Origin of the sequence: Nostoc sp. (assembly GCF_036917315.1) — a bacterium.
Lineage (GTDB): Bacteria > Cyanobacteriota > Cyanobacteriia > Cyanobacteriales > Nostocaceae > Nostoc.
Genome location: NZ_JBALDR010000005.1, coordinates 1 through 24,134 on the forward strand (window position 1 = coordinate 1; position 24,134 = coordinate 24,134).

The 24,134-nt window shown below is 44.0% G+C and carries 16 protein-coding genes; 9 read left to right on the top strand and 7 right to left on the bottom strand.

Annotation, left to right across the window (positions count from 1 at the left end; genetic code table 11):
• Positions 1-170 precede the first annotated feature (170 nt).
• From glyQ to V7K84_RS02435, 5 genes are all read left to right on the top strand, one after another.
• Positions 171-1,070, top strand: coding sequence for a glycine--tRNA ligase subunit alpha (gene glyQ, locus V7K84_RS02415; protein ID WP_334836052.1), 900 nt, complete (start codon positions 171-173; stop codon positions 1,068-1,070).
• A gap of 260 nt (positions 1,071-1,330) precedes the next feature.
• On the top strand, positions 1,331-1,561 hold the full coding sequence (locus V7K84_RS02420) for a hypothetical protein (RefSeq protein WP_334836054.1): 231 nt from the start codon (positions 1,331-1,333) through the stop codon (positions 1,559-1,561).
• A complete protein-coding gene (locus V7K84_RS02425) occupies positions 1,558-3,912 on the top strand; it encodes a ComEC/Rec2 family competence protein (protein ID WP_334836055.1) in 2,355 nt (784 codons plus the stop codon). Before V7K84_RS02420 ends, V7K84_RS02425 begins: the two co-directional genes overlap by 4 nt.
• A 45-nt stretch (positions 3,913-3,957) precedes the next feature.
• Positions 3,958-4,428, top strand: coding sequence for an NADAR family protein (locus tag V7K84_RS02430; protein WP_334836056.1), 471 nt, complete (start codon positions 3,958-3,960; stop codon positions 4,426-4,428).
• Positions 4,429-4,765: 337 nt separating this feature from the next.
• On the top strand, positions 4,766-5,791 hold the full coding sequence (locus tag V7K84_RS02435) for a tetratricopeptide repeat protein (RefSeq protein ID WP_334836058.1): 1,026 nt from the start codon (positions 4,766-4,768) through the stop codon (positions 5,789-5,791).
• A gap of 33 nt (positions 5,792-5,824) precedes the next feature.
• On the opposite strand, the gene V7K84_RS02440 is transcribed toward V7K84_RS02435, so the two are convergent.
• The gene (locus tag V7K84_RS02440; RefSeq protein ID WP_334836060.1) at positions 5,825-6,517 is read right to left on the bottom strand and encodes a phosphoribosyltransferase; all 693 of its coding nucleotides are present in this window, start codon (positions 6,515-6,517) and stop codon (positions 5,825-5,827) included.
• Positions 6,518-6,708: 191 nt separating this feature from the next.
• Between V7K84_RS02440 and V7K84_RS02445 the strand changes: the two genes are divergently transcribed.
• Positions 6,709-7,389, top strand: a complete 681-nt coding sequence (locus V7K84_RS02445; protein WP_334836062.1) for a uracil-DNA glycosylase — start codon at positions 6,709-6,711, stop codon at positions 7,387-7,389.
• Positions 7,390-7,787: 398 nt separating this feature from the next.
• Here the strand turns inward: V7K84_RS02445 and V7K84_RS02450 are convergent, their stop codons facing one another.
• From V7K84_RS02450 to rpsT, 5 genes are all read right to left on the bottom strand, one after another.
• Entirely contained in the window at positions 7,788-11,834 is a 4,047-nt protein-coding gene (locus tag V7K84_RS02450) for a DNA-directed RNA polymerase subunit beta'' (protein ID WP_334836064.1), read from the bottom strand.
• Positions 11,835-11,954: 120 nt separating this feature from the next.
• On the bottom strand, positions 11,955-13,832 hold the full coding sequence (locus V7K84_RS02455) for a DNA-directed RNA polymerase subunit gamma (protein WP_094342607.1): 1,878 nt from the start codon (positions 13,830-13,832) through the stop codon (positions 11,955-11,957).
• Positions 13,833-13,948: 116 nt separating this feature from the next.
• A complete protein-coding gene (gene rpoB, locus V7K84_RS02460; protein WP_334836067.1) occupies positions 13,949-17,248 on the bottom strand; it encodes a DNA-directed RNA polymerase subunit beta in 3,300 nt (1,099 codons plus the stop codon).
• Positions 17,249-18,143: 895 nt separating this feature from the next.
• Entirely contained in the window at positions 18,144-18,941 is a 798-nt protein-coding gene (locus V7K84_RS02465) for a TatD family hydrolase (protein ID WP_334836069.1), read from the bottom strand.
• A gap of 180 nt (positions 18,942-19,121) precedes the next feature.
• Positions 19,122-19,418 carry a 30S ribosomal protein S20 gene (gene rpsT / locus V7K84_RS02470; RefSeq protein WP_334836071.1) on the bottom strand — a complete coding sequence of 99 codons (297 nt, stop codon included), beginning with the start codon at positions 19,416-19,418 and terminating at the stop codon, positions 19,122-19,124.
• A 732-nt stretch (positions 19,419-20,150) separates the two neighbouring features.
• On the opposite strand from rpsT, the gene hisD reads away from it, so the two are divergent.
• Together hisD and V7K84_RS02480 are read left to right on the top strand one after the other, a co-directional pair.
• Positions 20,151-21,452 carry a histidinol dehydrogenase gene (gene hisD, locus V7K84_RS02475; protein WP_334836073.1) on the top strand — a complete coding sequence of 434 codons (1,302 nt, stop codon included), beginning with the start codon at positions 20,151-20,153 and terminating at the stop codon, positions 21,450-21,452.
• Positions 21,453-21,834: 382 nt separating this feature from the next.
• The gene (locus V7K84_RS02480; protein ID WP_334836075.1) at positions 21,835-22,260 is read left to right on the top strand and encodes a universal stress protein; all 426 of its coding nucleotides are present in this window, start codon (positions 21,835-21,837) and stop codon (positions 22,258-22,260) included.
• Positions 22,261-22,556: 296 nt separating this feature from the next.
• Here the strand turns inward: V7K84_RS02480 and V7K84_RS02485 are convergent, their stop codons facing one another.
• Entirely contained in the window at positions 22,557-22,952 is a 396-nt protein-coding gene (locus V7K84_RS02485; RefSeq protein WP_334836077.1) for a hypothetical protein, read from the bottom strand.
• A 141-nt stretch (positions 22,953-23,093) separates the two neighbouring features.
• On the opposite strand from V7K84_RS02485, the gene hslO reads away from it, so the two are divergent.
• Complete coding sequence (gene hslO / locus V7K84_RS02490) at positions 23,094-23,993, top strand: Hsp33 family molecular chaperone HslO (RefSeq protein WP_334836079.1); 900 nt, start codon at positions 23,094-23,096, stop codon at positions 23,991-23,993.
• The last annotated feature ends 141 nt before the right edge of the window (positions 23,994-24,134 follow it).

Below are 24,134 nucleotides of genomic sequence, written 5' to 3' on the forward strand. Positions count from 1 at the left end.
TTTCGCGCTCCGCTTCAAGCACTTATTCAATATAGCGAACCTAATTCATTGTGTCAACTATTTTTCCCAAAATATTTTTGGACCGCTTCTGCATCTCCTGAAATTGCCCACAGTGCCGGGTTCTAGGCAACAATGGTTTATGCACTGTGTTAACTAAGGATAGAACAAGCGTGAATTTTCAGTCGGTAATAAGTTTATTGCATCATTTTTGGGGCGATCGCGGTTGTCTTATTGCCCAGCCCTACGATATTGAAAAGGGGGCTGGTACTAAGAATCCCCAGACTTTTTTAAGAGCATTGGGGCCGGAACCTTGGGCTGTTGCTTACGTTGAGCCTTGTCGTCGTCCTACTGATGGACGCTACGGCGAAAATCCCAACCGCTTTCAACACTATTATCAGTACCAAGTTCTAATTAAGCCATCACCAGATAATATTCAAGAGATTTATCTTGATTCGTTAAGAGCTTTAGGTATTCGTCCTCAAGACCACGATATTCGGTTTGTAGAGGATAACTGGGAAGATGCAACTGTGGGAGCTTGGGGCACTGGGTGGGAAGTCTGGTTAGATGGGATGGAAGTTACTCAATTTACCTACTTCCAACAGTGTGGAGGAATTGATTGCCGTCCGGTGTCGATTGAAATTACATACGGGTTAGAGCGGCTGACAATGTATCTCCAGCAAGTAGAAGCATTTACTAAGATCCAGTGGACAGACAACATTACTTATGGCGATGTTTTCCTGCAAAGTGAGATTGAGCAGTGCACATACAACTTTGAAGCGTCAAATCCTGAGTTGCTACTGACATTATTTAATTTATATGAGCAGGAAGCTACCCAATTGACGGAGCGAGGATTGGTATTGCCTAGCTTAGATTATGTAATGAAGTGTTCGCACACATTCAATCTGCTGGATGCTAGAGGTGTGATTTCGGTGACGGAGAGAACTCGCTATATTGCTAGGATTCGGCATTTGGCTAGGAAGGTAGCTCATTTATATGTTGAGCAAAGGGAGAAGTTGGGTTTTCCGTTGCTCAAAGATGCCATGAGTTCAACAGGAAGCCCAACATCCTAAAGGGTGCATCTACACGAACTAAGTACAGGTTAGTGTAAAATCATAACATTTTAAACTGCAAAGGTACCCAGAGTCGTGCCAAATTTAATTTACTACGATTTTATGTTCTGTTTATCCTTGTGGCGCTGAGGTTTAAGCTACGTATATCTTTGTTGATGCAGCTTTTGCTAAACGACAGAAATACGGTTAAATATTGAGTCTATAACGTTCAAGCTACAAGGATAAGGCCCGCCTGTGCGGGCTTTGTTTATATAAACTTAATGGACTATACTCACCACAAGCATAAAAATTTTTCGCTGTTGCTGATTAAAGAGATAAAAAGCCCACGCAGAGGTGCTTCAAGCACAGATAATAAGAGTTTGGAATATTTTATTTTTGAATTTAATAACCAAATTCAGCAACGCCGATTTTTCTTTATTGCTGCCCTATCTATATTTAATAGAACCATCAACAAATTCGGGTTGCCAGGTGCTTTTACAAAAATCTTATGATTCAAACCAGTGGTGTAATTATTTGTCTTGGCTACATTTTTGGGTTGCTGTTTACAGCAGTTCCTTGGGGTGGTGTGGGAATTTTGGTTCTGGGGATAGTGGGAGCAATTGTTTTTAGAAGACGCACTACACTACAGCAATTTGCTCAGAAACCAGAAAATGCTGGAAGCAAAAATAAAGCAGTGCCTAATACTTGGCAAATTACTCCCCATCCTCGAATATGTCTAGCTGCTGGCTTGGTGGGATTATTGGCAACTTTATATTTTCAATGGCGAATGCCACAACCGGGTGCAAAAGATATTAGTCAGTTTGTCCCGCCTGGAAATAGCAGCAATCAAGAACAACTTGTGATTGTACGCGGCGAAGTGGCGAGTAATCCCCGCTTAACTCGCAGTCAGCGAGGACAATTTTGGCTGGAAACGACTCAGTTAGATGAAGTTAAAAATGATAAAGGTTCAGCAGGTGTCCCACAAGGGGTTACAGGCAAATTGTATGTGACAGTCCCTATACTTCAGGCTACTGGGTTATACCCTAGTCAACAAATTGCTGTGACTGGGATTTTGTACAAACCAAAGGCGGCTTCCAACCCTGGTGGTTTCGATTTTCAGAAGTTTCTCAAGCAGGAAGGAACGTTTGCTGGTTTGATTGGGCGACAAATAAATGTTTTGGAGCCGGAACGTAAATGGGGATGGTGGCAAATTCGGGAGCGAATTGTGCGATCGCAAGTTCGTTGGTTGGGTATTCCTGAAGGGCCTCTTGTCAGCGCAATGGTTTTAGGTAGCAAAGCTGTGGATTTACCCTACGATATCCGAGACTTATTTGTACAAGCCGGATTAGCTCATGCTTTAGCAGCTTCTGGGTTCCAAACTTCTTTGATTTTGAGTGTAATTTTACAGTTAACGAGGCGGGCAAGAAAAGGAACGCAATTTACCCTTGGGTTTTTGGGTTTAATCATTTTTCTGAGTTTAACAGGGTTTCAACCTGCGGTTCTCAGAGCCGTAATTATGGGTTTTGCAGCATTAGTTGGTCTGCTATTAAAAAGGAAGGTAAAACAGTTTAGCTCGTTACTATTAGCAGCAACTCTGCTATTAGTGTTTAATCCTCTATGGATTTGGGATTTAGGTTTTCAATTGAGTTTTTTAGCAACATTAGGATTAGTTGTAACAGTACCTGCATTAGTCAATCGCCTAGCATGGCTACCACCTGCGATCGCTGCTTTGATTGCTGTTCCCCTAGCTGCAACTATTTGGACTTTACCTGTGCAACTTTTTGTCTTTGGAGTTGTACCATCTTATAGTCTGTTGTTGAATGTAATTAGTACTCCATTAATTTCGATCATTAGTATAGGTGGAATTATCAGTGCGTTAGTAGGTTTAGTGTGGACTGAAGCAGGAAGCTTCCTAGCTGGGGTGTTACATTATCCTACTGATTGGCTAATTAAGCTAGTGGAATTTTTTAGCAAGTTACCTGGAAATTCTGTTGCTGTGGGCAGCATATCTACTTGGCAGCTTTTGGCGATTTATATACTAATTATATTGGTCTGGTTAGTGCGTTGGTGGCAAAGACGGTGGTGGTTTGCTAATATGATTGCGATTGGTTTAGTATTCATCCCACTTTGGCATTCTAAAAATACATTGTTTAGGATAACAGTCTTAGAATCGGGGACAGAACCAATTGTAATCGTTCAAGATCGAGGTACTGTAACTGTCATTAACAGTGGTGATGAAGGTACAGGACGTTTTACAATTTTACCGTTTTTACAACAGCAGGGTGTAAATCAAATAAATTGGGCGATCGCAACTGATTTTCAAGGTAATCAAAGTAATGCTTGGTTTGAATTAATGCAACGTTTACCAATCAATAATTTTTATGAATACTCACCCCAAACAGATAATTCTATTACAAATCAAGCTATTCAACAAGAAGTACAAAAACATCAAGGAATTTATCAACCTTTGGGAGTTGGTCAATCTGTAAAAGCTGGTTCGATAGTAGCGCAATTAATCAACGACCAATTACCAATTTTACAATTGCAAATTTTAGATCAAAATTGGTTATTAGTAGGTAATGTTAAATCTAAAGAGGTACAGCAACTAGTAAAAAATGGAAGTTTGCCTCGCCCGCAAGTGCTTTGGTGTGCCCCTGAGTCATTAAAAGATTTAGTTATTGCTCTGCAACCGAAAGTAGCGATCGCTTCTTCTGCCAACTTTGATCCAAAAATTTTATCTGAACTGAATCAAAGCCAAACTAAACTGTTCTTTACAGGACGAGATGGAGCTATTCAATGGACTCCTAATGGTCAGTTTGAGGCGTTTATTGAATCAACAGAAAATAAATCATCTGTTTTATAAAAAACTTATAAATTCAGTAAATTAAAAAAAAATGAATCAAATCTTATGACAATTTATTTTTACAGTACTCGTGAAAAGTATGGCTGTTTCTCTAACTTTTCGTCCCACGGCTTTGAATTAGATGGATTGTATTGGTCAACTAGCGAACACTACTTTCAAGCGCAAAAGTTTGTGGGTACACCTCATATAGAACAAATCCGCCTAGTTAAAACACCTAAAGATGCAGCAAGAATGGGGCGCGAGAGAACGCGTCCTTTACGCCAAGATTGGGAACAGGTTAAAGATGACATCATGCGGCAAGCTGTGCTGTGCAAATTTCAAAATCATGCAGATATTAGAGATATTTTACTCTCTACAAACAATGTAGAAATTGTTGAAAACTCGCCTATCGATTTTTACTGGGGTTGCGGAGCCGATGGGAGTGGTAAAAATATGCTAGGAAAAATTTTAATGGAGGTGCGAGATATTCTGCACCATACATACAGGACAGATATTGATAATAAAACTATTAAATAAGCTTGTCAAAAATAGTTTTTTAATCGAACTACTCCAGATGTAGAGAATACGAATAGAGAAGAAATCGAGACGATCGCAAACGCTTTAAGACTGCTATATAGTTATTACTTTCATGAGCGTAAATCTGAAAGCCTCGATTAGTGATCGCTATATAAACTCTCACCTTTCCTAAACTTATGCTGTGGTCAACCAGACTGGTGAAAGATGCATACTGGTTTTGGGAACACTAAATTTAGCACTAGACTTCACAGGAAGGAGTTGATATCTAAAAGCGAATGGAATAACGAGATCGAAAAATACAGTTCCCTTGCAATTACCCATAACATACCTAAAACCAGTGAAGCGTAATACAATTACCCATGAATTTGACTCTGGTTCACAAGCAGAAATAATACCTCTACAAGAAAGCGATGACCACTTGTCAGAAGCGTCCAAGCTACTAAGACAAGGAATTCAACAGCAGCAAGGTGGCGAATTAATAACGGCTATGAAGTCTTTACAGCAATCCTTGGGACTGTTTCAGGCAGTTGGCGATTTAGAAAAACAGGCACAGGTACTTTCTTTTTTAGGATTGGTAACTTACAGCGCTGGAGACTACAAAGGTGCTATATCTTACTCCCAACAATGTCTGTCTTTGCTCAATAACACCTCAGATTTAGCATTGCAGATGCAAGCACTTTCCCATTTAGGCAATGCATACCGTCATCTGAACGATCATAAAAAGGCTATTGAGTTTCTAGAAAAATGTTTGAAAATAACGCAACAGTTACAAGACAAACGCAGTCAAGTCGCGGCACTCAATAATTTGGGATTGGTGTATAAAGCTTTAGGTAACTTTACACAGGCTATTGAGTATCAACAGCAAAGTCTAGAGATTGTGCGAGAACTCAAAGATAATTGGGGCGAAGAACAGGTACTCAAAAATTTGGGTAATGCTTGGTATGCTTTGAACAATTACCCAAAAGCGATCGCCTATTATGAGCAATGTGTAGTACTATCACGCTCCTTAAAAAATGTTCGCAGTGCTTCTCAGGTGCTAAAGAATCTGGGCAACGCTTGTTATGCTTTAGGTGATTATACCAAAGCGATTAAGTATTATGAAGATCGGTTGCAATTAGCCAAAGAAATTCAAGACAAGCGTAGTGAGGAACAGTCTTTAAGTAGTTTAGGAGTTGCTTGTGAAGCTTTGGGTGACTATAACAAAGCAATTACGTATTATGAAGAACGTTTGCTGTTAGCTAGAAATATCAAAGATCGTCGCAGTGAAGAACAAGCTCTTGCCAGTCTGAAAGTCGCTTGCTACGCCTTGGGTGATTATGCCAAAGCTATGCAATATCAGCAGGGAACATCTTCAAATAGTTAAAAAGCAAGACCAGAAAACAATTCAAAATTACTCCTACAGATCAATTCTCCCACTTGTCTTTTGTTGTTGGAGATATACGAGAACTTCTAATGTATCTACTTGAGGAAATTCTGTGTAAAAATTACTCACACTCCAAAAGGGTTCGGGTGTTTCTAAGACTATTGTGCGATCGCCCCACTGTTCTAACCAAGGTAGCAATTTTTGTGGCACTACTGGAGTACATAGCCAAACTGCTGCTGGAGAAAGCGCTCTCATAGCAGTTGCTGCTACCGCTATTGTCATACCTGTAGCAATGCCATCATCAACTAAGATGAGCGTAGCATTTTCTGCATTCACTTGCGGACAAGCAGGAATTAATTGAGCCTCAAGAGACTTAGCAAGGTTTATCGCTTTATTTAAAGCTATTTCTCGCCACCGCGCATCATGTTTAGAGCGAAATAGCTTTTGATCGGCCCAAAGAACATTTCCAGAAGTAGTCACTGCACCAATTGCTAACTCTGGGTTTTCTGGATGGCTAATCTTTTTTGCCACAACAATTGTCAACGGACAGTCTAAAAGACGTGCTATTGGTGCTGCTACTGGTACACCCCCTCTTGGCAAAGCATAAACAATTGGTACAGGCTTTACCCCAGAATCAATAGTTTGCTGAGTCAAAACATGATGAATTACTCGCGCCAATACTTCACCCGCATGGGTACGATCGGCGAAAAGTGGGGTATGTGACATGCTTTCCCCCAGCATCTTAGGACGGCACTGCTTTTATCATGACTGAATTTTGTCTCAAATTAACTGATACAATAAGATTTGTATAAATAATTAAGTATTCAGCAAAAGTTTATTGTTCTGAGAAATATCCAGCCAAAGGGCTATTTATATCAGATATAACAGCTGGCGCTGATGCCAAAATCCTGATTTTCATGAGCAGCGAAACCCAACTCAGCCTCTTCGACGACTCAACTTTTAACCAACGAGAACTGATTCCTACAGACGCGAAAATTCCGATCGCTCCCGGAACTTATTCTGACATAACGGAGTTGACACAGCATTGCGATCGCTGCCACCGTTGTGCGTTGGGAGACACTCGCACTCATGCTGTTGTCGGACGTGGCAATCTCAAAGCACCAATTATGGTTGTGGGAGAAGCGCCAGGTCAAAATGAAGATGAAACGGGTTTACCATTTGTAGGCAGATCGGGACAATTGCTGGAGAAAATTTTGGCATCGGTGAATCTGACTACTGAGCATGATGTATACATTGCCAATATCAATAAATGTCGCCCACCAGATAATAGAGTTCCCACGCCTGTAGAGGTGGCGGCTTGTCTACCATACCTACTAGAACAAATTCGCTTAGTTGACCCCAAAATAATTTTGTTAACGGGTGCGACTGCTGTCAAAGGGATCGTTGGGGATAAGCGGGGAATTACGAAAATTCGCGGCCAGTGGCTAGAGTGGGAAGGGCGTTTATGTATGCCAATCTTTCATCCTTCCTACTTGCTGCGTAACCCTTCTAAGGAAAAAGGTGCGCCTAAATGGTTGATGTGGCAGGATATCCGGGCAGTGCGTGCCAAGTTAGACGAAATTCAAAATAACAGCTAATGCTTAATCCCCTCTTTTTCTAAGGTTGTGATTACCAGCATCTTTTCAATTACTCACTTCGTTGCTATCCCGGTTGGAAAGAAATTCTCAAGCTAATAGCTAAAGTCTTCTCAAGAGGACTAAATACAAGATTTTAAGCGATGTAAATGACTAGACTCTGTATGTGAAAGAGAAAATTTTAGTCCACTAATTGCGATCGCTTATTTTAACGTGAGTCTCCAACGAAGGCGCACGTTATTTTAATTGAATATGACGACTTGCTTGTCGCTAGGGGTAAAACTGAAGCTAGCGTGCTCCCTTGGCAAGGGGCACGCTAGCACGGGTGAGGTAGTTTGATTATTGGTAATTAGGTAGACTCGATATTACCTTTTACTTTTTAGACGCGAAATTTCAAATCTCTATTCGTCGTCGAAATCTTCTTCGTCGTCTTCCTCTTCTTCCTCGTAATCGTCGTCATCGACTACTTCGTCAGCAATTAATTCATCTTCCTCATCTATAATTGACCTTTCTGCACGTCTGCTGCCAAAGCCAGATTCCCCAAGAGTAGGAGAATCTAAATTATAGGTGCGAGCTGTGCGATCGTCTAAGACCATATCTAGGGGATCGTCAACTTCATCTAATACGCTACTAGTAATTTCAGCAGCATAATCATCGATCGCTCCTGGTTCTTCATAGGTATTGTATCCAGTACCAGCCGGAATCAATCGCCCGATAATCACGTTTTCCTTTAATCCGCGCAGCCAGTCAGATTTGCCTTCGATAGCTGCTTCAGTGAGTACCCGTGTTGTCTCTTGGAAGGACGCGGCGGAAATAAAGCTGTCGGTATTCAACGATGCTTTAGTGATCCCCAACAATACTGGAGTGTACTGTGCCCTAGCACCGCCTGTAATTGCCATAGCTTCGTTCACCTGCTCAACTTGGCGCAGTTCCACCAATTCGCCGGGAAGCATTGTGGTGTCACCACCATCATCAATCCTGACTTTGTTGGTCATCTGGCGAACAATTACTTCAATGTGCTTATCGGAAATATCAATTCCTTGAGACTGATACACCATTTGCACTTCATTCACCAAGAATGTCTGTACCTTCTGCAAAGCAATGCTGGCGCAAGCATAGATTCCGTCTTCAGAACCAAGGCTAAAGAAGATTTCTAAAATTTCGTGGGGATTGGATGGGCCATCAGTTAACGGTTGTCCCGCTACTACCATTGAGCCATCTGGAACAATCAAGTTTTGTCCAGGTCCCAGAGGATAATCTGTCACCACGCCATTTGATTCTACGACCTTAATAGCGATCGCTTCATCACCATCACCGTAAACTACCTTAACTTCCCCGCCCCGCCGACATAAGATGCACGCTTCTTTCGGTTTACGAGCTTCAAGTAGTTCCTCAATCCGGGGCAAACCTTGAATGATATCTCCGGTTTTGGCGCGTTCAAACACCAGCAACACCAAGTTATCACCCCGTTGTACCAAATCGCCGTCTTCTATTTGCAACACAGCACCAGGGCTGACTCGATAAGGGCGACCGATACGGGTAGTAATAACGTAGTTTTTAGTACTTAAAGCTGATTCCCCACCAGATGCAGCAGCGACGTTTTTAACATCCACTACTTGCCCTGATTCTGGGGCAAAAACTCCAGGAGCAACTTCTGTACCTTCTACTAACAAGTCACCCACTTTTACCTTGGGTTGGGTACTACTATTAATGGTGAGCCTATCAACATCACGCAACACCAAACAGCGACGCACGTTTTCGGTTCCTTTTTGAACACCCCGTACTTCCCCGCCTTCTTTACACAAGATTTGGGTACGTGCGACAACAGAACCTGGGGCGATGGTTAGCCCATCGTGTACCTCAAGTGTCGTCTGGGTACTACCTTGGGTGGCATCGGCGGTAATGTCTCGACGAATTACCAAAGATTCCAAAATAACCAGTTGTAAACGTTGAACTTCTGGATCTTCAGTATCCTCTACTAATTCAATATCTGCTGCCAGGGGTGAAGCATTATGGTCTTGTTCCCCTTCTTGCTCAATTTCCAGTACTAGCTGGGTTCGCAGCAGTTCTACACCTTCAACAGATTTGACGCGTTCTGAATCTTTATAAGGTAGTCGTTGCACCGCTCTTAATTGAATCGATCGCCCGGTTTGTTGACTTACCGATGTCGTTGATGGCACATCTGGATTATCAGGGACGGCAAACTCAACCACTGGACGACTCAATAGGGCGGGTCCTTCTGGTGTCTCTACATACTGGATGTAACGCAATTCCGTGGCGACATTGCCTTGGAATTCCTCACCTGGTTGGATGAAGGTGTTATCTCGCCCGATAACTGATTCGGGATCGTCCACCATCAGCAGTTCCCCTGGCTTCACCACCACTTCCCGCAGGATGTCGTTTTTCTGGGTCACTTCTACCACACCACTGTTTTGGCAGAAGATATCCTTCACCACTTCCGTGCCAGCTTCCACAAACTGACCGTCTTCCACCAATAGTAAGGAGATATCTTTATTAACTTCGTGGCTTTCTTCGGGAATCCACAACAGGGTACCGCCCTGCACGACTTCATAACCCAGCTTGGCTTTACCTTTTTTCTGGACTTCTACACCAGCAAATTTTAGGAATCCACCAGTGGTTGTGCGATAGCGGTCATCAATTAACTCAGCTACTACTTGACCATTTTGCACTTTTGTGCCTGGTGTAGCTCGGAGGTTAAATACCTGGTTGTTGCCAGTAGATACTAAGTAGTTATTACGGCCTTGAGAACTTTGGACTGTCACAGTTGCCTGGTCTAGTACCACAGAAGCGGTGATAATTTCAATTTCTCTGGTACTCTTACCTGGGGTAGCTTCAGGCAAGCGCACCACACCGCCGTGTAAACTGGCTAATTTGGTTTCTGCTAAAACTCCATTAGCAGCGATCGCATCACCATTTTTCACCACCAATTCTGCACCAGGCGGCAAGTTGTAAACTTCCCCAGACAAAATCCAAATCAAACCACCGCGTGCGGCTGTGGTTGTGGTATTGCCTTGACGGTCAGTTTTTTGTTCTGGAACAACTTCGGCAAATTGCACTTCCCCTGCTAAGTCAGAGGCGACATCTTTAACCGCTTTTTCTGTATTAGTCCGAGTTGTACGTCCACCAAGGGCAACCTCTGCCAACAACTGCCCTTGCTTTACCTTATTTCCATCAAATACATATAGTGTTGAACCTTGGGTCAGATGAACCTCTTGGTTCTCTGGGGTGACATCACCTACTTTTGTTGGTTCCAAAAGCATGATGCCATTCGCCTCAACATAGAGGGCATCTTCCCCGTGGCGAGTCCTATATGTTCTGGTCTTCAGTTTGCGAGGAAGCTTGACAGTCCCATCAATTTTGGAACGAACTTGTTGTGCCACTTCTCCAGTAAACACCCCACCAGTGTGGAATGTCCGCATGGTTAGCTGAGTACCAGGTTCACCGATACTTTGGGCAGCAATAATCCCTACAGCTTCGCCCAAATCCACCATCTTGGCGTGGGCCAAACTCCAGCCGTAACAGTGTTGACAGACAGAACGTGCGGCTTCACAAGTTAGTGGCGATCGCACCACAACTTCTCCCACCCCAGACTTTTCAATTTTCTTCGCCAAGTCTTCAGGAATTGGCGAATTGCGTGCTGCAATCAATTCTTTTGTGACCGGATGCACCACATCTTCGCCAATTACCCGTCCCATCAAGCGGGTTCCCAGAGGAATCAAGGTTTTAGCACCTTCTGTCATTGGTCGAATCGCTAGACCTCTAGTGGTGCCGCAGTCAAATTCCCGAATAATTACATCCTGGGAAACGTCCACCAATCGGCGGGTGAGATAACCAGAGTCAGCCGTCCGTAAGGCAGTATCCACCAATCCTTTTCTGGCACCGTAAGACGAAATAATGTATTCCGTCACAGTTAGCCCTTCACGGAAGTTGGTTTTGATCGGTAAATCGATAATTTCTCCTTGAGGATCTGCCATCAGTCCCCGCATCCCCACCAACTGCCGGACTTGTGAGATGTTACCCCGTGCCCCGGAGAATGCCATCATGTATACGGAGTTTAGGGGATTAGTCTTCTTGAAGTGAACGACTACTTCATCTTTCAAGGCTTCACTGGTACCATTCCAAGTATCGATTACCTTTTGGAAGCGTTCTACTTCAGTGATTTCTCCCCGTTGATAACGGGTTTCAGTAGCGCGAATTTCTTCCTCGGCTGCTTCTAAGAGTAATCGCTTAGTTGGTGGTATCATCAAGTCATCTACACTGATGGAAACCCCTGCTTTGGTAGCGTAGCGAAATCCCAAATCTTTCAATTTGTCCGCCATCACTGCGGTTCGCGCTGTACCATAATTTGTAAAGGCCCAAGAAATTAAATTTCTCAGTTGACCTTTGTCAACCACGCGATTGCGAAAAATCATTTTTTCGTTAGTCATTAATCATTAGTCCTGAGTCATCAATAATTAATAATTCGTAATACTCGCCAAACGCGAGAAGCAAGTTACGTAATTCGTAATTAGAGAACTAATTACGAATTACGAATTAGAAATTACGAATTAACTTGCTAGTGCTTCCTGAATGGCATTATTGTAAATAACGCGACCAGGAGTTGTGTATATATACTGTGAAAGTACATTGCCCTTAGCGTCTTGTCTGACTCGACGGAACTTATAGAGTAATGTGCGAGTACCATCCTCGTTTTCCGTCACTTTCACGGGTTCTGTATCCGGCTGGTCTGATTCTATTTCGCCGTCAAACCTTACGTAAATATAGGCGTGCAAGTCAATTTGATCTTGCTGGAAAGCCATAATTACATCCTCTAGCGAAGAAAAGTAATTTCCTGCCCCTTTTGTCGCACCGGGATTTTCTGCTGTTAAATAATAGGCTCCCAATACCATATCTTGGCTAGGCGTGATGATGGGTTTACCCGTAGCTGGTGACAAAATATTGTTAGAAGCCAACATCAACAACCGCGCTTCAGCCTGACTTTCTAACGACAGAGGGACATGTACCGCCATTTGGTCGCCGTCAAAGTCGGCGTTAAACGCTGGACACACCAGAGGATGCAGTTGAATCGCTCTACCTTCTACCAAAATCGGTTCAAAAGACTGAATACCCAAACGGTGCAACGTTGGTGCCCGGTTTAGCATTACAGGGTGTCCTTCAATCACCTCTTCCAACACATCCCAAACACTGGGATCATTGCGGGATATCAGCTTTTTCGCAGCTTTGATGTTATTTACCATACCGCTACGAATCAGGCGGTTAATCACAAATGGTTGAAATAGTTCAATCGCCATTTCTCTTGGCAAACCGCACTGGTGAATTTTCAACTTTGGCCCGACCACAATTACCGAACGTCCAGAGTAGTCAACCCGTTTACCTAACAAGTTTTGTCGGAAACGTCCTTGCTTACCCTCAATAATGTCGGACAAAGATTTCAGTGGTCGGTTATTTGCGCCGACCACAGTGCGTCCCCGACGACCATTGTCAATCAAAGCATCCACTGCTTCTTGCAGCATCCGCTTTTCGTTCCGCACGATAATCTCTGGTGCCAAAATTTCTTGCAAGCGTGCCAAACGATTGTTGCGGTTAATTACCCGTCGATACAAATCATTCAAATCGCTCGTGGCAAACCGTCCGCCATCTAGTTGCACCATTGGGCGCAAGTCGGGAGGAATCACGGGAATAACTGCCATTACCATCCACTCTGGTTTTGAACCAGTAGCGATGAAGTTGTCAATCACCCGCAGTCGCTTAATTAGCTTGGCTCTCTTTTGTCCCTTGGCGTTGCCAATTTCTTCGCGTAGGCTTTCGGCTTCTTGTTCCAAATTGATATCGGCAAGCAAACGCAACAGCGCTTCAGCACCAATACCTACCTCTACGCCTTGCAGCACAGAATCTTCGCTATAAATTTGGTCTTCTATTTCCAACCACTGGTCTTCACTCAGCAGTTGTTTGTAAGTTAAAGTTTCGGCATTACCTGCACTCAGGACAACATAAGAGTTGAAATAGACAATCTGCTCGACATCCCGTAAGGGCATATCCAACAGGATGGAAATATAGCTAGGAATGCCTTTGAGATACCAGACGTGAGCTACTGGTGCGGCGAGTTTAATATAGCCCATACGGTGGCGACGCACCCGTGATTCGGTGACTTCTACACCACAACGCTCACAGACAATACCTCTATGACGGACTCTTTTATACTTGCCACAATGGCATTCCCAATCTTTTGCGGGACCAAAGATCCGCTCACAAAATAAGCCATCCATCTCTGGCTTAAGAGTTCGGTAGTTAATCGTCTCTGGCTTGGTAACTTCACCGACTACTTGACCATTGGGCAATGTTCTCTCGCCCCACTGACGAATGCGTTCAGGGGAAGCCAAGCCGATTTTTACGTAGTCAAACTGATTAGTTTGGGCAGGTCTCATACTTAAGTGCTGAGTTTCGAGTTATGAGTTTTGAGTATATTTAGTTTTACAACATTGGGAACGGGGCATTGGGCATTGGGCATTGTTCCCATTCCCTATGCCCGATTCTCTAATTCTTATTCGTCGTCTTCCAGCGATTCGCGGGAAAGAGATTCATAAGTTGGTCGAGGAGGTGTGCGACGGGCTGATTGGTCTGCCATCAAATCGACTTCCACATCTAGGGAACTGCCGTCTGCTTGGGTTTCTACTTTGTGTACAGCAATATCTAACCCCAATGATTGCAACTCGCGCATTAGCACCTTAAAGGATTCTGGAGTTCCAGGACGAGGAATTGCCTTACCTTTAACGATCGCATTTAACGCTTCATTCCGTCCTTGCATATCGTCAGATTTAACTGTGAGCAATTCCTGTAAGGTATAAGCTGCACCAAAGGCTTCCAATGCCCACACTTCCATTTCCCCAAACCGTTGACCACCTTGTTGTGCTTTACCACCCAAGGGTTGCTGAGTCACGAGTGAGTATGGGCCTGTAGAACGGGCGTGGATCTTATCATCCACCAAATGCACCAGTTTCAGCATATAAGCCACACCGATGGTAATTGCTCGGTCAAAAGGTTCGCCTGTACGACCGTCATACACCATGATTTTGCCTGGGTTATCTGGGTTATATACCCAGTCTTTCCCTGTTTCGTCTCGTGCTTCTTGCAATTTGCCATGCACGATTCGGCGAGATGTCTCTTCCCCGTACATTTCATCAAAGGGAGTAATCTTAAATCGTACTCCCAAGGTTTGACCAGCCCAACCCAAGAGACACTCAAATACTTGTCCGACGTTCATCCGACTGGGTACACCCAAGGGGTTAAGTACAATGTCCACTGGTGAACCATCGGGCAAATAAGGCATATCTTCCGCCGGTAATATCCGAGAAATAATCCCTTTATTACCGTGGCGTCCTGCCATTTTGTCCCCAACTTGGATTTTGCGTTTTTGAGCGACATACACCCGGACTACCATATTGGCTCCTGGTGGCAGTTCATCGCCTTGTTCGCGAGTAAACAAGCGCACATCAACTACGCGACCTTTTTCACCGTTTGGTACTCGCAGAGAATTGTCTCGCACATCCCGTGCTTTCTCACCAAAGATGGCACGTAACAGTTTTTCTTCTGGCGGTTGGTCAGATTCACCCTTGGGTGTGACTTTTCCTACCAAGATATCACCAGCTTCTACCCATGCCCCAATGCGAATGATTCCCTGTTCATCCAACTGACGCAAGGCATCTTCCCCGACGTTGGGAATTTCTCTGGTGATTTCTTCTGGTCCCAGTTTCGTCTGTCTAGCTTCAATTTCATATTTTTCAATGTGAATTGAGGTGTAGACATCATCCTGCACCAGTCTTTCAGAGATTAAAATTGCGTCTTCGTAGTTGTAGCCTTCCCAAGGCATATAGGCAACGACAATATTTTGTCCTAGCGCCAATTCACCGCCTTCGGTGGAGGAGCCATCAGCCAGCACCTGACCAGCAACAACTCGTTCACCAATACGGACGAGAGGTTTCTGATTTAAACAAGTGTCTTGGTTTGAGCGTTGGTACTTGGAAAGGGTGTACTTAATTTCTGGGGTATTAGGTTTAGGACGAACGCGAATTTCTGTAGCATCTACATAAGTGACATCGCCATCGGTGCGCGATACAATCACCATCCCGGAGTCTCTTGCTCCTTGCGCTTCCAAACCAGTACCCACTAAAGGACGCTCTGGTTTGAGAAGGGGGACTGCTTGCCGTTGCATGTTCGATCCCATCAATGCTCGGTTAGCGTCATCATGTTCCAGGAAAGGAATCATACTAGTAGCTACCGACACGATCTGTACGGGAGATACTGCTACGTAGTCCACCTGTTCTGGTGTTGTGGTGGAAAATTCTTGACGATAACGGACTGGCACTAGTGGCCCAATAATGTGCCCAGTTTCATCTACAGGAATATCTCCAGGAGCAACCCGCAGATCGTCTTCTTCATCGGCTGTCATGTAGGCTGGAGGCAGATCAAATCTGACTCGCCCATTTTCTACAGGTCTAAATGGTGTTTCTAGGAACCCATACAGGTTAACCCGTGCATGGGTTGCTAAGGAGCCAATCAATCCGGCATTGGGGCCTTCAGGTGTCTCAATGGGGCAAATGCGTCCATAGTGACTAGGGTGAATATCCCGCACGGCAAACCCAGCGCGTTCGCGGGTTAAACCACCTGGGCCAAGGGCACTTAGACGGCGTTTGTGGGTCAGTTCTGCTAGAGGATTGGTTTGATCCATGAACTGACTCAATTGGCTCGAACCAAAGAATTCTTTAATTGCTGCTACCAATGGTTTGGGGTTCACCAAAGAAGCGGGGGTTAGCACTTCCGCATCGGATACGGTCATCCGTTCTCGAATAATTCTCTCTAAGCGGTTTAAGCCTACCCGCACTTGGTTTTGCAGCAATTCACCGACGCTTCTCACCCGACGATTGCCTAAGTGGTCAATGTCATCGATATTACCAATGTCATATTCTAGGTTGATCAGGTAATCTACGGCTGCCAAAATATCGCCAGCAGTCAACACGCGCATTGTGTCTGGGACAGAAAGTCGCAATTTCTTGTTGAGTTTGTAGCGTCCAACGCGACCAAGGTCATAACGTTTCGGGTCAAAGAAACGAGAATCTAGGAGTTGTTGTCCACCTAATACTGTGGGTGGTTCACCAGGACGCAGTTTCCGATATAACTCCATCAGGGCTTCTTCTTCAGAAAATTGCCCTTCTTTTTCGATGGTTTTTTGGAAATATTCGGGGTGGCGTAAGGCATCAAAGATTTCGTTGTCTGATAAGCCTAAAGCTTTTAGTAGTACCTGCGCTGAGAGTTTGCGGGTTTTGTCGATACGTACCCACACCAAATCGTTACGGTCTGTTTCAAATTTCAGCCATGCTCCCCGGTTAGGAATTAAGCTAGCTGAATAAGTACGTCGCCCGTTTTTGTCGATTTCTGATTTGTAATAAACCCCTGGCGATCGCACTATTTGGTTGACAATTACCCGCTCGGCTCCGTTAATAATAAACGTGCCGCGATCGGTCATCAAAGGCAAATCCCCAATGAATACCTCTTGCTCTTTGATTTCCCCGGTTTCTTTATTAATTAGACGTGTAGGAACATACATTTGGACAGCATAAGTACTATCCCGCCGCTTCGCTTCTTCGACGCTGTACTTTGGCTCCTTGAGTTTGTAGTTATGACCCAAAAAGTGCAGTTCTAATTTACCCGTATAATCTGTAATAGGACTAAAGGAGTTAAGTTCTTCTATCAGCCCTTCTTCTAAAAACCAGCGAAAGCTCGATCGCTGGATTTCAATCAAGTCGGGTAACAGAAAGGCGGGTTCCATATATGTTTCTTTAGTCATGCCTCTACCTTTGTCAACCTGGTTAAATTTTCCCTTGGACACTGCTGTTTGACGCTTCCCACTGCTAGCCAGTGCCCTTGGCTGTTTGGGAACTTTTTCTTACACACTTGTGATTTACATCTGTGGGCAAAAGCAGCCATTAAGTTTGGCTGGAACGAGCAATTTTCACAAGGAAGAAATTGCCCTTAATAAGGGACTAAGTAATGGGTAATGGGTACTATGAAAGTATGGGAAAAGTTACTGAAAGTCCTTTCCCTTTGCATCTCATGCCCAATGGAGCCATTAACTTCTCCGACAGCAGATGCTGCGCGTAGTTTGCTTAAGAGCAGGGAGAAAAGTCGGCAGAGCCGCCCAACGCCCTGACTCCCCAATGCCCATTTCAAATAGAATATCCAGTTAAAATATTCCTGAATTTGATTTACTTTCTTCACTTCCCCTCCAAAAAGCGCGTTAATTTGCTGACGCAGCTCCACACAGTGTGTTTTAAATCCACCCCGCTGTTTATAATACTCTCAGTGATATTTTAGATATCATAAGACTGAGGGAACGATCCGCACCTTGTCGATTTTGAATCAGAATCACTTCATTTTGTTGGATTGTACTCACAAGGCAATTTTTGTTTAACGATTTTGAATAGGTTAAATACAAAGTAAACCGACGTTGTGCAAAAGTCTAGCTCAATTCAGGTTGGCACAGTTAGTCATGTGTGAAGAGCATCCGCTTGTAGAGATTTTGAGGATGGCCAAGCCATAACAGCATGGAAGATTAAGATCAGAAGTTTTATGCTCCTTCTTTTATCATTATGGCGCAAGCAAAATGTTTTTGAGGGAATAATACTAGCATATTTTTGTCCCCCTATAGATTTATTTTTTTTTACACAACTTAACAAAAGATACTAGAACACATCTGATATTGACAACCCGAATAATTCACAGGCATTTTGGGTGGTTTGATGGGCGATCGCCTCTACCGTTTCCTGACGCAGTTTAGCTACTTGCTCGGCTACATAAAGTACGTAGGCAGGCTCGTTGCGCCTCTCGCCCCGCTTTGGAACTGGAGCGAGAAATGGGCAGTCTGTTTCAATCAGGAGGCGATCGCTACTTACCATTGCAGCGGAGGATTGGATTGCTTTGGCATTTTTAAACGTTACCGTACCGCTAAAGCTGATATAAAAGCCTAAATCGAGAAACCATTGAGTTTCTTCAGGTGTTCCTCCCCAGCAGTGCATCACACCCCGCACTCTTTCTCCTTTAAGTTGCCGCCATTTTTGCAACACTTCTTTGGTTGCCACGGCAGCATCACGGCAGTGGATAATCACTGGTAAGTTTAGTTCAGATGCGATCGCCACCTGGGACTCGAACACCATATACTGTTGCTCATAGTTATCAGCTTTGTAAAAATCCAGCCCCATTTCCCCAATTGCTACCACATTCGAGTCAGAACTCGCTAAAGTTTTGATTTTCTCGGCTGTCTCGCTATTCCATTTATCAGCATCTAAAGGATGTAATCCTACAGCAAAACTAATTTCGGGAAACTCTTGGGCTATGGATTGAATACTGGAAAACTCTTCCGGGTGAACACAGGAATGCACTAAACGCACTACACCTGCTTCTTGCCACCGCGATCGCACTATTGCTAAATCCGGCTGAAAACTATCGAAGTTGAGATGTACGTGCGTGTCTATCAGTTGCATTTTTTGTCCTACCCTGCGGGAAGCCCTTCTCTACGAGAGGCTGCGCCAACGGGTTCAGCAGTCGCTCATGGGGGAAACCCCCAAGACCGCGCTGCTTCACCGCTGGCGCGTCTATGTTGTTTGTCCTTCGTCATTTGTCGTTTGTTTTGTTACCAATGACTAAGGACAAATTACCAATGACTACTCAGCTGTTTGTGTGACGGGTTTTAGTCTGTGAGCCAATCTTGATTTTTTCCTTGCCCCATTGTTTGGGTGAAGAACACCTCGTTTGATCGCCTTATCAATTTTGCCGTAAGCCTCGGATAACCGAGCCTGTGCTTCTTGTTTTAATTCTTGCGTAGGATTAGCTGTATAAGCAGCTACAGCATTGAGGTATTTCTTCATCAGCGTCTTGACTGCTGATTTGTAAGATTTATTACGCAGTCGGTTACGTTCTGCGATTTGGGCACGCTTAAGAGCAGACTTTGTATTCGCCACAGTCAATTCCAAAAATACGATTATTAATTATGTACACACACTACTAGACTTACTAATATAGCATCCAAATTGCCAATGTTATAATTTCCTAAAAAAATTATGGGATTAGGTCTTGGGTATGAATGAAGATCAATATTAGTTCCATAGTCTCTACTCGCCAATTCAGTATTTCGTCAATTGAGGAAATGCGTTAAAATAAAATACATCTAAGTAACTGTCACCCTAACTCATCACAACCTGATTAAGTAATGTAATTGCCAATAAATATAATTCGTCCGTAAACCAGATGTATTATTTAGAGGCAGAAACTGTAAAGAGCTAAATTTCAGGGATTCTCAAGTATAGAACCGATATATCGTGCCTGTACACACATTAATAAATACTAAAAGTTAGGGAAAATAAGTAAAAATTATACTCAGACCCTACCCCGTGTAAATTTAGGGGATTGGATGTGTAAACACACCATCTGCACTCCATAGGAATTAAGGGAAAGGGTGTAAGGGTAGCGGGAAATGGCACACCTGCTTCCTGCCGATAGCTATTCAAGGCTTGTCGGATTGAGCAATTAAGTCGCCTTCTCAAGCAAACTATACGCTGGTAGCCTTGAGAGTATCAAAAAAATCCAGGTTAAGCTAGAGAAGAGAATTAGAGTCAGCTTGCACACCCTAGTGGGTCAAGAGCAATACTAAATCTCAGGTGGCAATATTATAATTTTGGCATTGTCCTTACTCCATGCTGCGAATTATTACTCAGCAGGCAGACGTTAGAGCAGAACTACAACGGATCTGCGATCGCACCCATGACGAACAGGTACTTCACAAAGAAGCAACGGTGCGGGAAATTTTGCAAGCAGTGAAGCGCCAAGGCGACAAAGCTGTATTGCATTACACAGACGAATTTGACAAACAAACCCTGAAAGCAGAAGAACTCCGAGTTACAGGCTCGGAACTGGATGCAGCCTATCAACAGGTATCAAAAGAGTTGTTGGGCGCAGTTCGGCTAGCTTGCCGCCAAATTGAAGCGTTTCATCGTCAGCGAGTACCAAAAAGCTGGGTACACTTTGGTGACGATGAAGTAGTACTGGGCAAACGCTACACCCCTGTAGACCGAGCTGGGTTGTATGTGCCTGGTGGCCGTGCCGCCTATCCCAGTACAGTGCTGATGAATGCAATTCCGGCTCATGTTGCTGCTGTACCGCACGTGGTGATGGTAACACCACCAGGCCCAGGGGGAGCTATTAACCCAGCAGTCTTGGTAGCTGCCCAAGAAGCAGGGGTGCAAGAAATTTATCGTATTGGGGGCGCACAAGCGATCGCCGCTTTAGCCTATGGTACAGAAACAATTCCGAAAGTGAATGTGATTACTGGCCCTGGTAACATTTATGTCACCCTAGCGAAAAAACTTGTCTACGGAACCGTCGGTATTGATTCTTTGGCAGGCCCCAGCGAAGTCCTGGTGATTGCCGATGAAACAGCAAATCCGGTGCATGTAGCTGCTGACTTGCTAGCACAAGCCGAACACGATCCAATGGCGGCAGCAATTTTGTTGACGACTGATGCTGCTTTGGCGAAAAACGTGCAATTAGCCTTGGAAAGACAGCTAGTCGATCATCCACGGCGAATAGACACAGAAAAAGCGATCGCTCACTACGGCTTAATTATCGTTGTGGAATCGCTTGAAGCAGCAGCAGAACTCTCAAATGAATTTGCCCCCGAACATCTGGAATTAGAAATCAAAGACCCTTGGGCACTCCTTCCAAAAATTCGTCATGCTGGGGCAATCTTTTTGGGTTACTCAACACCAGAAGCTGTAGGAGACTATTTGGCAGGTCCTAATCATACTTTGCCAACTTCTGGTGCTGCCCGCTATGCCTCAGCATTGGGTGTTGAAACTTTCCTTAAACACTCTAGTATTATTCAATACTCCCAAACCGCACTGCAAAATGTGGCTGGTGCTATTGATGTGCTAGCAACAGCAGAAGGTTTACCTTCCCATGCTGATTCAGTCCGACGCCGAATTCAGCAAGAAGAGTGATTTGGAATGCTTAATTTTTTCTCATAAGCCAGTGCTGAGTAAAAATCCCAGTCCCTAGAACATTTTCATGCGTGGCTGTGAAACTCGTTTCATCGGGACTGGCTTGAGTCGCGCTCTTTAAGTGTCCACAAGTCGGGCATTGCCAATAGACAGTAGTTTATAGGAGAGGAAAAGCCTCTCCCATAAACTTATGCAAAGCTTCTCCAGAAAAGTTGCTATAACCCGTTCTTAATTAAAGTGTCGTAAAGCTCACTGACCTATGGCCTAGCTTTAAATCTATAAACTAAGTTGTCCAGATAAAAAATTAGTTTAGTGTCACTGCCGACTAATTTTGCTAGATACTTATGTATGTAAGGGGTCTACTCTTTAGGAGACGAGAGCAGTGCTAAATAGTGTTTTGGTAGCTCTGGACGGTTCGGATATTTCAGAACGAGTGATTCAAGCTTTAGATAATTTGGTGTTTTCAAAAGACGCCAAGGTTATTCTCTGTCATGTGTTTCTCACACCAGAGTCAGAAATGGAACTACCTGCCGATCGCCCTCAGCCAGAGTCCCCAACATTTTCTTATTTTCATATTGAAAAACAACTGCAATTATATCAGGAAAAGTTATCAGTCAGAAGTGAGTTAGAGTTAGCAACTGGCGATCCCGCTGAAGAGATTATTCGTCTTGCCAATATTTATAAAACTGACTTGATTATAATTGGCAGTCGGGGGTTGATGGGGATGAAACGAATTGTTCAGGGTTCTGTTAGCAGTCAAGTTGTAGAAGAGGCTAATTGTTCAGTGTTGGTCGTAAAACCAAGGTAAATATTTGCAAGGGGAACCAATGGCTATAACCATCCCAAGACTAAATTCCCCTAAGTCTAGAAAGTGGTCAACATTGTGCATTAGGGTTTAAGAATTTTAACCCATACAATTCTGTGTTCTCTGCGTCTGGAGTGGTTAGATAAATTACTTTTAAACCGCACGGGCACAGAGGAGGACACTTGCGTTAGTGGGTTTCCCTACTTGAGCAAAGTGTCCGTGGCGCAGAGAGAAAAAAGATTTTTCGAGTTACCTTGAAAGGGCTAGCTATAGAGACAAGGAAAATCCCGTTTCTAGGTTCAGTCAATTAAACGTTCTTGAGTTGCTAAAAACTGACGCAAGCTCAACAAGCTGAGTGTTTGACCCAAATTTAAGGGCAAAATTGAAATTCCTTCCAAGCGGGACTGTACCCAACCTTCTCCCCAGTACCATTCGTGGAACCCGTCAATGCCTCCGCTGAGTACTAAGCGAAGGCAGTTGGATTTGACGACGTTTACTTGATGATGAATCGCGACTGGCCCAGTCCAGGTTGTAAACTGGAATCCGGGAAGCAGTTCTTCTGGCATTCCTGGCGCAAAACGTTGCCCTAAAAGCCATTTTTTTAGTTGCGCGGGATGCAGCAGACTGTCACGAATTGCATCTGTTGATGCTTCGATTTCGATCCGCAGTTGGCTTTGTTGAAAATTACCCAGCATTTTTCTCGGATTACCTAAAGATTAAGACATCGCTATTTCTAATATTGCAAATACAATCACTGATTATGACTAGGTGACTTTTCTCGCAGCAGAGAACTTAGAATAGAAAAAGTGAACTTGTTAAGAAATGTAAGGTTATTCATGGCGGATCAGTTAATTCGTGCAACAGCAGCCGAAGGTGGAATTCGTGCCGTAGGTGCGATCGCCACACGTTTAACAGAAGAAGCACGGCAGCGCCACAAGCTTTCTTATGTGGCAACGGCAGCACTGGGTAGGACTATGACGGCAGGCTTGTTAATGGCCTCTAGTATGAAGCGGACTGGATCGAGGGTGAATGTTCGGGTAAAGGGCGATGGGCCTTTGGGTGGCATATTAGTAGACGCAGGCTTAGATGGTACAGTACGCGGATATGTCGGGAATCCATCTGTAGAATTGCCTCCTAATGCCAAAGGTAAATTAGATGTTGGTGGTGCTGTGGGTAGCGGCTACCTCTACGTTGTGCGAGATATCGGTTATGGTTATCCTTACTCTAGTACGGTAGAACTAGTTTCTGGCGAAATTGGTGATGATGTCGCTCATTATCTGGTGAGTTCCGAACAAACACCTTCGGCGTTAGTTTTAGGTGTGTTCGTGGGAGCAGGGGGAGTAACTGCTGCTGGAGGATTACTCATACAAGTATTGCCCAAAGCCGCCAGAGACGAAGCCTTAGTAGAAACGTTAGAATCACGGGTTGCTGGTCTAGCAGGATTTACGCCATTGTTGCAAGCTGGGAAGACGTTACCTGAAATCTTTGATGACTTATTGGGAGATATGGGGTTGGAAATCTTTTCCGAACGCCAAATGTTGCGCTTCCATTGTGGTTGCTCTTTCGATCGCGTTTTGGGGGCACTAAAGATTTTGGGAGAAGCTGAACTGCAAGATATGATTCTTAAAGATGATGGTGCCGAAGCAACTTGCGACTTTTGCGGCAACGTCTACCAGGCAAGTAGCGATCAGTTAGCTCAACTAATTTCCGATTTGCAAGCCGAATCTGCTGTTTGAGGATAAAGTATAAAATAGCACTGATTTTTGGGATTGATAATGGTACTCTGTGGAGAGAGATAATCAAAAAAGTAGCTTTTTAATGACGAGAAAGTTACTATGTCAACAATGGAATTATCAACCTAAAACAGAGCGCTATTC

Excerpts from the sequence above, each read along its gene's own strand:
- V7K84_RS02425 (WP_334836055.1), top strand. The coding sequence starts at position 1,558 with ATGATTCAAACCAGTGGTGTAATTATTTGTCTTGGCTACATTTTTGGG.
- V7K84_RS02485 (WP_334836077.1), bottom strand. The coding sequence starts at position 22,952 with ATGCTGGGTAATTTTCAACAAAGCCAACTGCGGATCGAAATCGAAGCA.
- V7K84_RS02445 (WP_334836062.1), top strand. The coding sequence starts at position 6,709 with ATGAGCAGCGAAACCCAACTCAGCCTCTTCGACGACTCAACTTTTAAC.
- V7K84_RS02450 (WP_334836064.1), bottom strand. The coding sequence starts at position 11,834 with ATGACTAACGAAAAAATGATTTTTCGCAATCGCGTGGTTGACAAAGGT.
- V7K84_RS02465 (WP_334836069.1), bottom strand. The coding sequence starts at position 18,941 with ATGCAACTGATAGACACGCACGTACATCTCAACTTCGATAGTTTTCAG.
- V7K84_RS02430 (WP_334836056.1), top strand. The coding sequence starts at position 3,958 with ATGACAATTTATTTTTACAGTACTCGTGAAAAGTATGGCTGTTTCTCT.
- V7K84_RS02420 (WP_334836054.1), top strand. The coding sequence starts at position 1,331 with ATGGACTATACTCACCACAAGCATAAAAATTTTTCGCTGTTGCTGATT.
- V7K84_RS02440 (WP_334836060.1), bottom strand. The coding sequence starts at position 6,517 with ATGTCACATACCCCACTTTTCGCCGATCGTACCCATGCGGGTGAAGTA.
- V7K84_RS02455 (WP_094342607.1), bottom strand. The coding sequence starts at position 13,832 with ATGAGACCTGCCCAAACTAATCAGTTTGACTACGTAAAAATCGGCTTG.
- hisD (WP_334836073.1), top strand. The coding sequence starts at position 20,151 with ATGCTGCGAATTATTACTCAGCAGGCAGACGTTAGAGCAGAACTACAA.
- rpoB (WP_334836067.1), bottom strand. The coding sequence starts at position 17,248 with ATGACTAAAGAAACATATATGGAACCCGCCTTTCTGTTACCCGACTTG.
- hslO (WP_334836079.1), top strand. The coding sequence starts at position 23,094 with ATGGCGGATCAGTTAATTCGTGCAACAGCAGCCGAAGGTGGAATTCGT.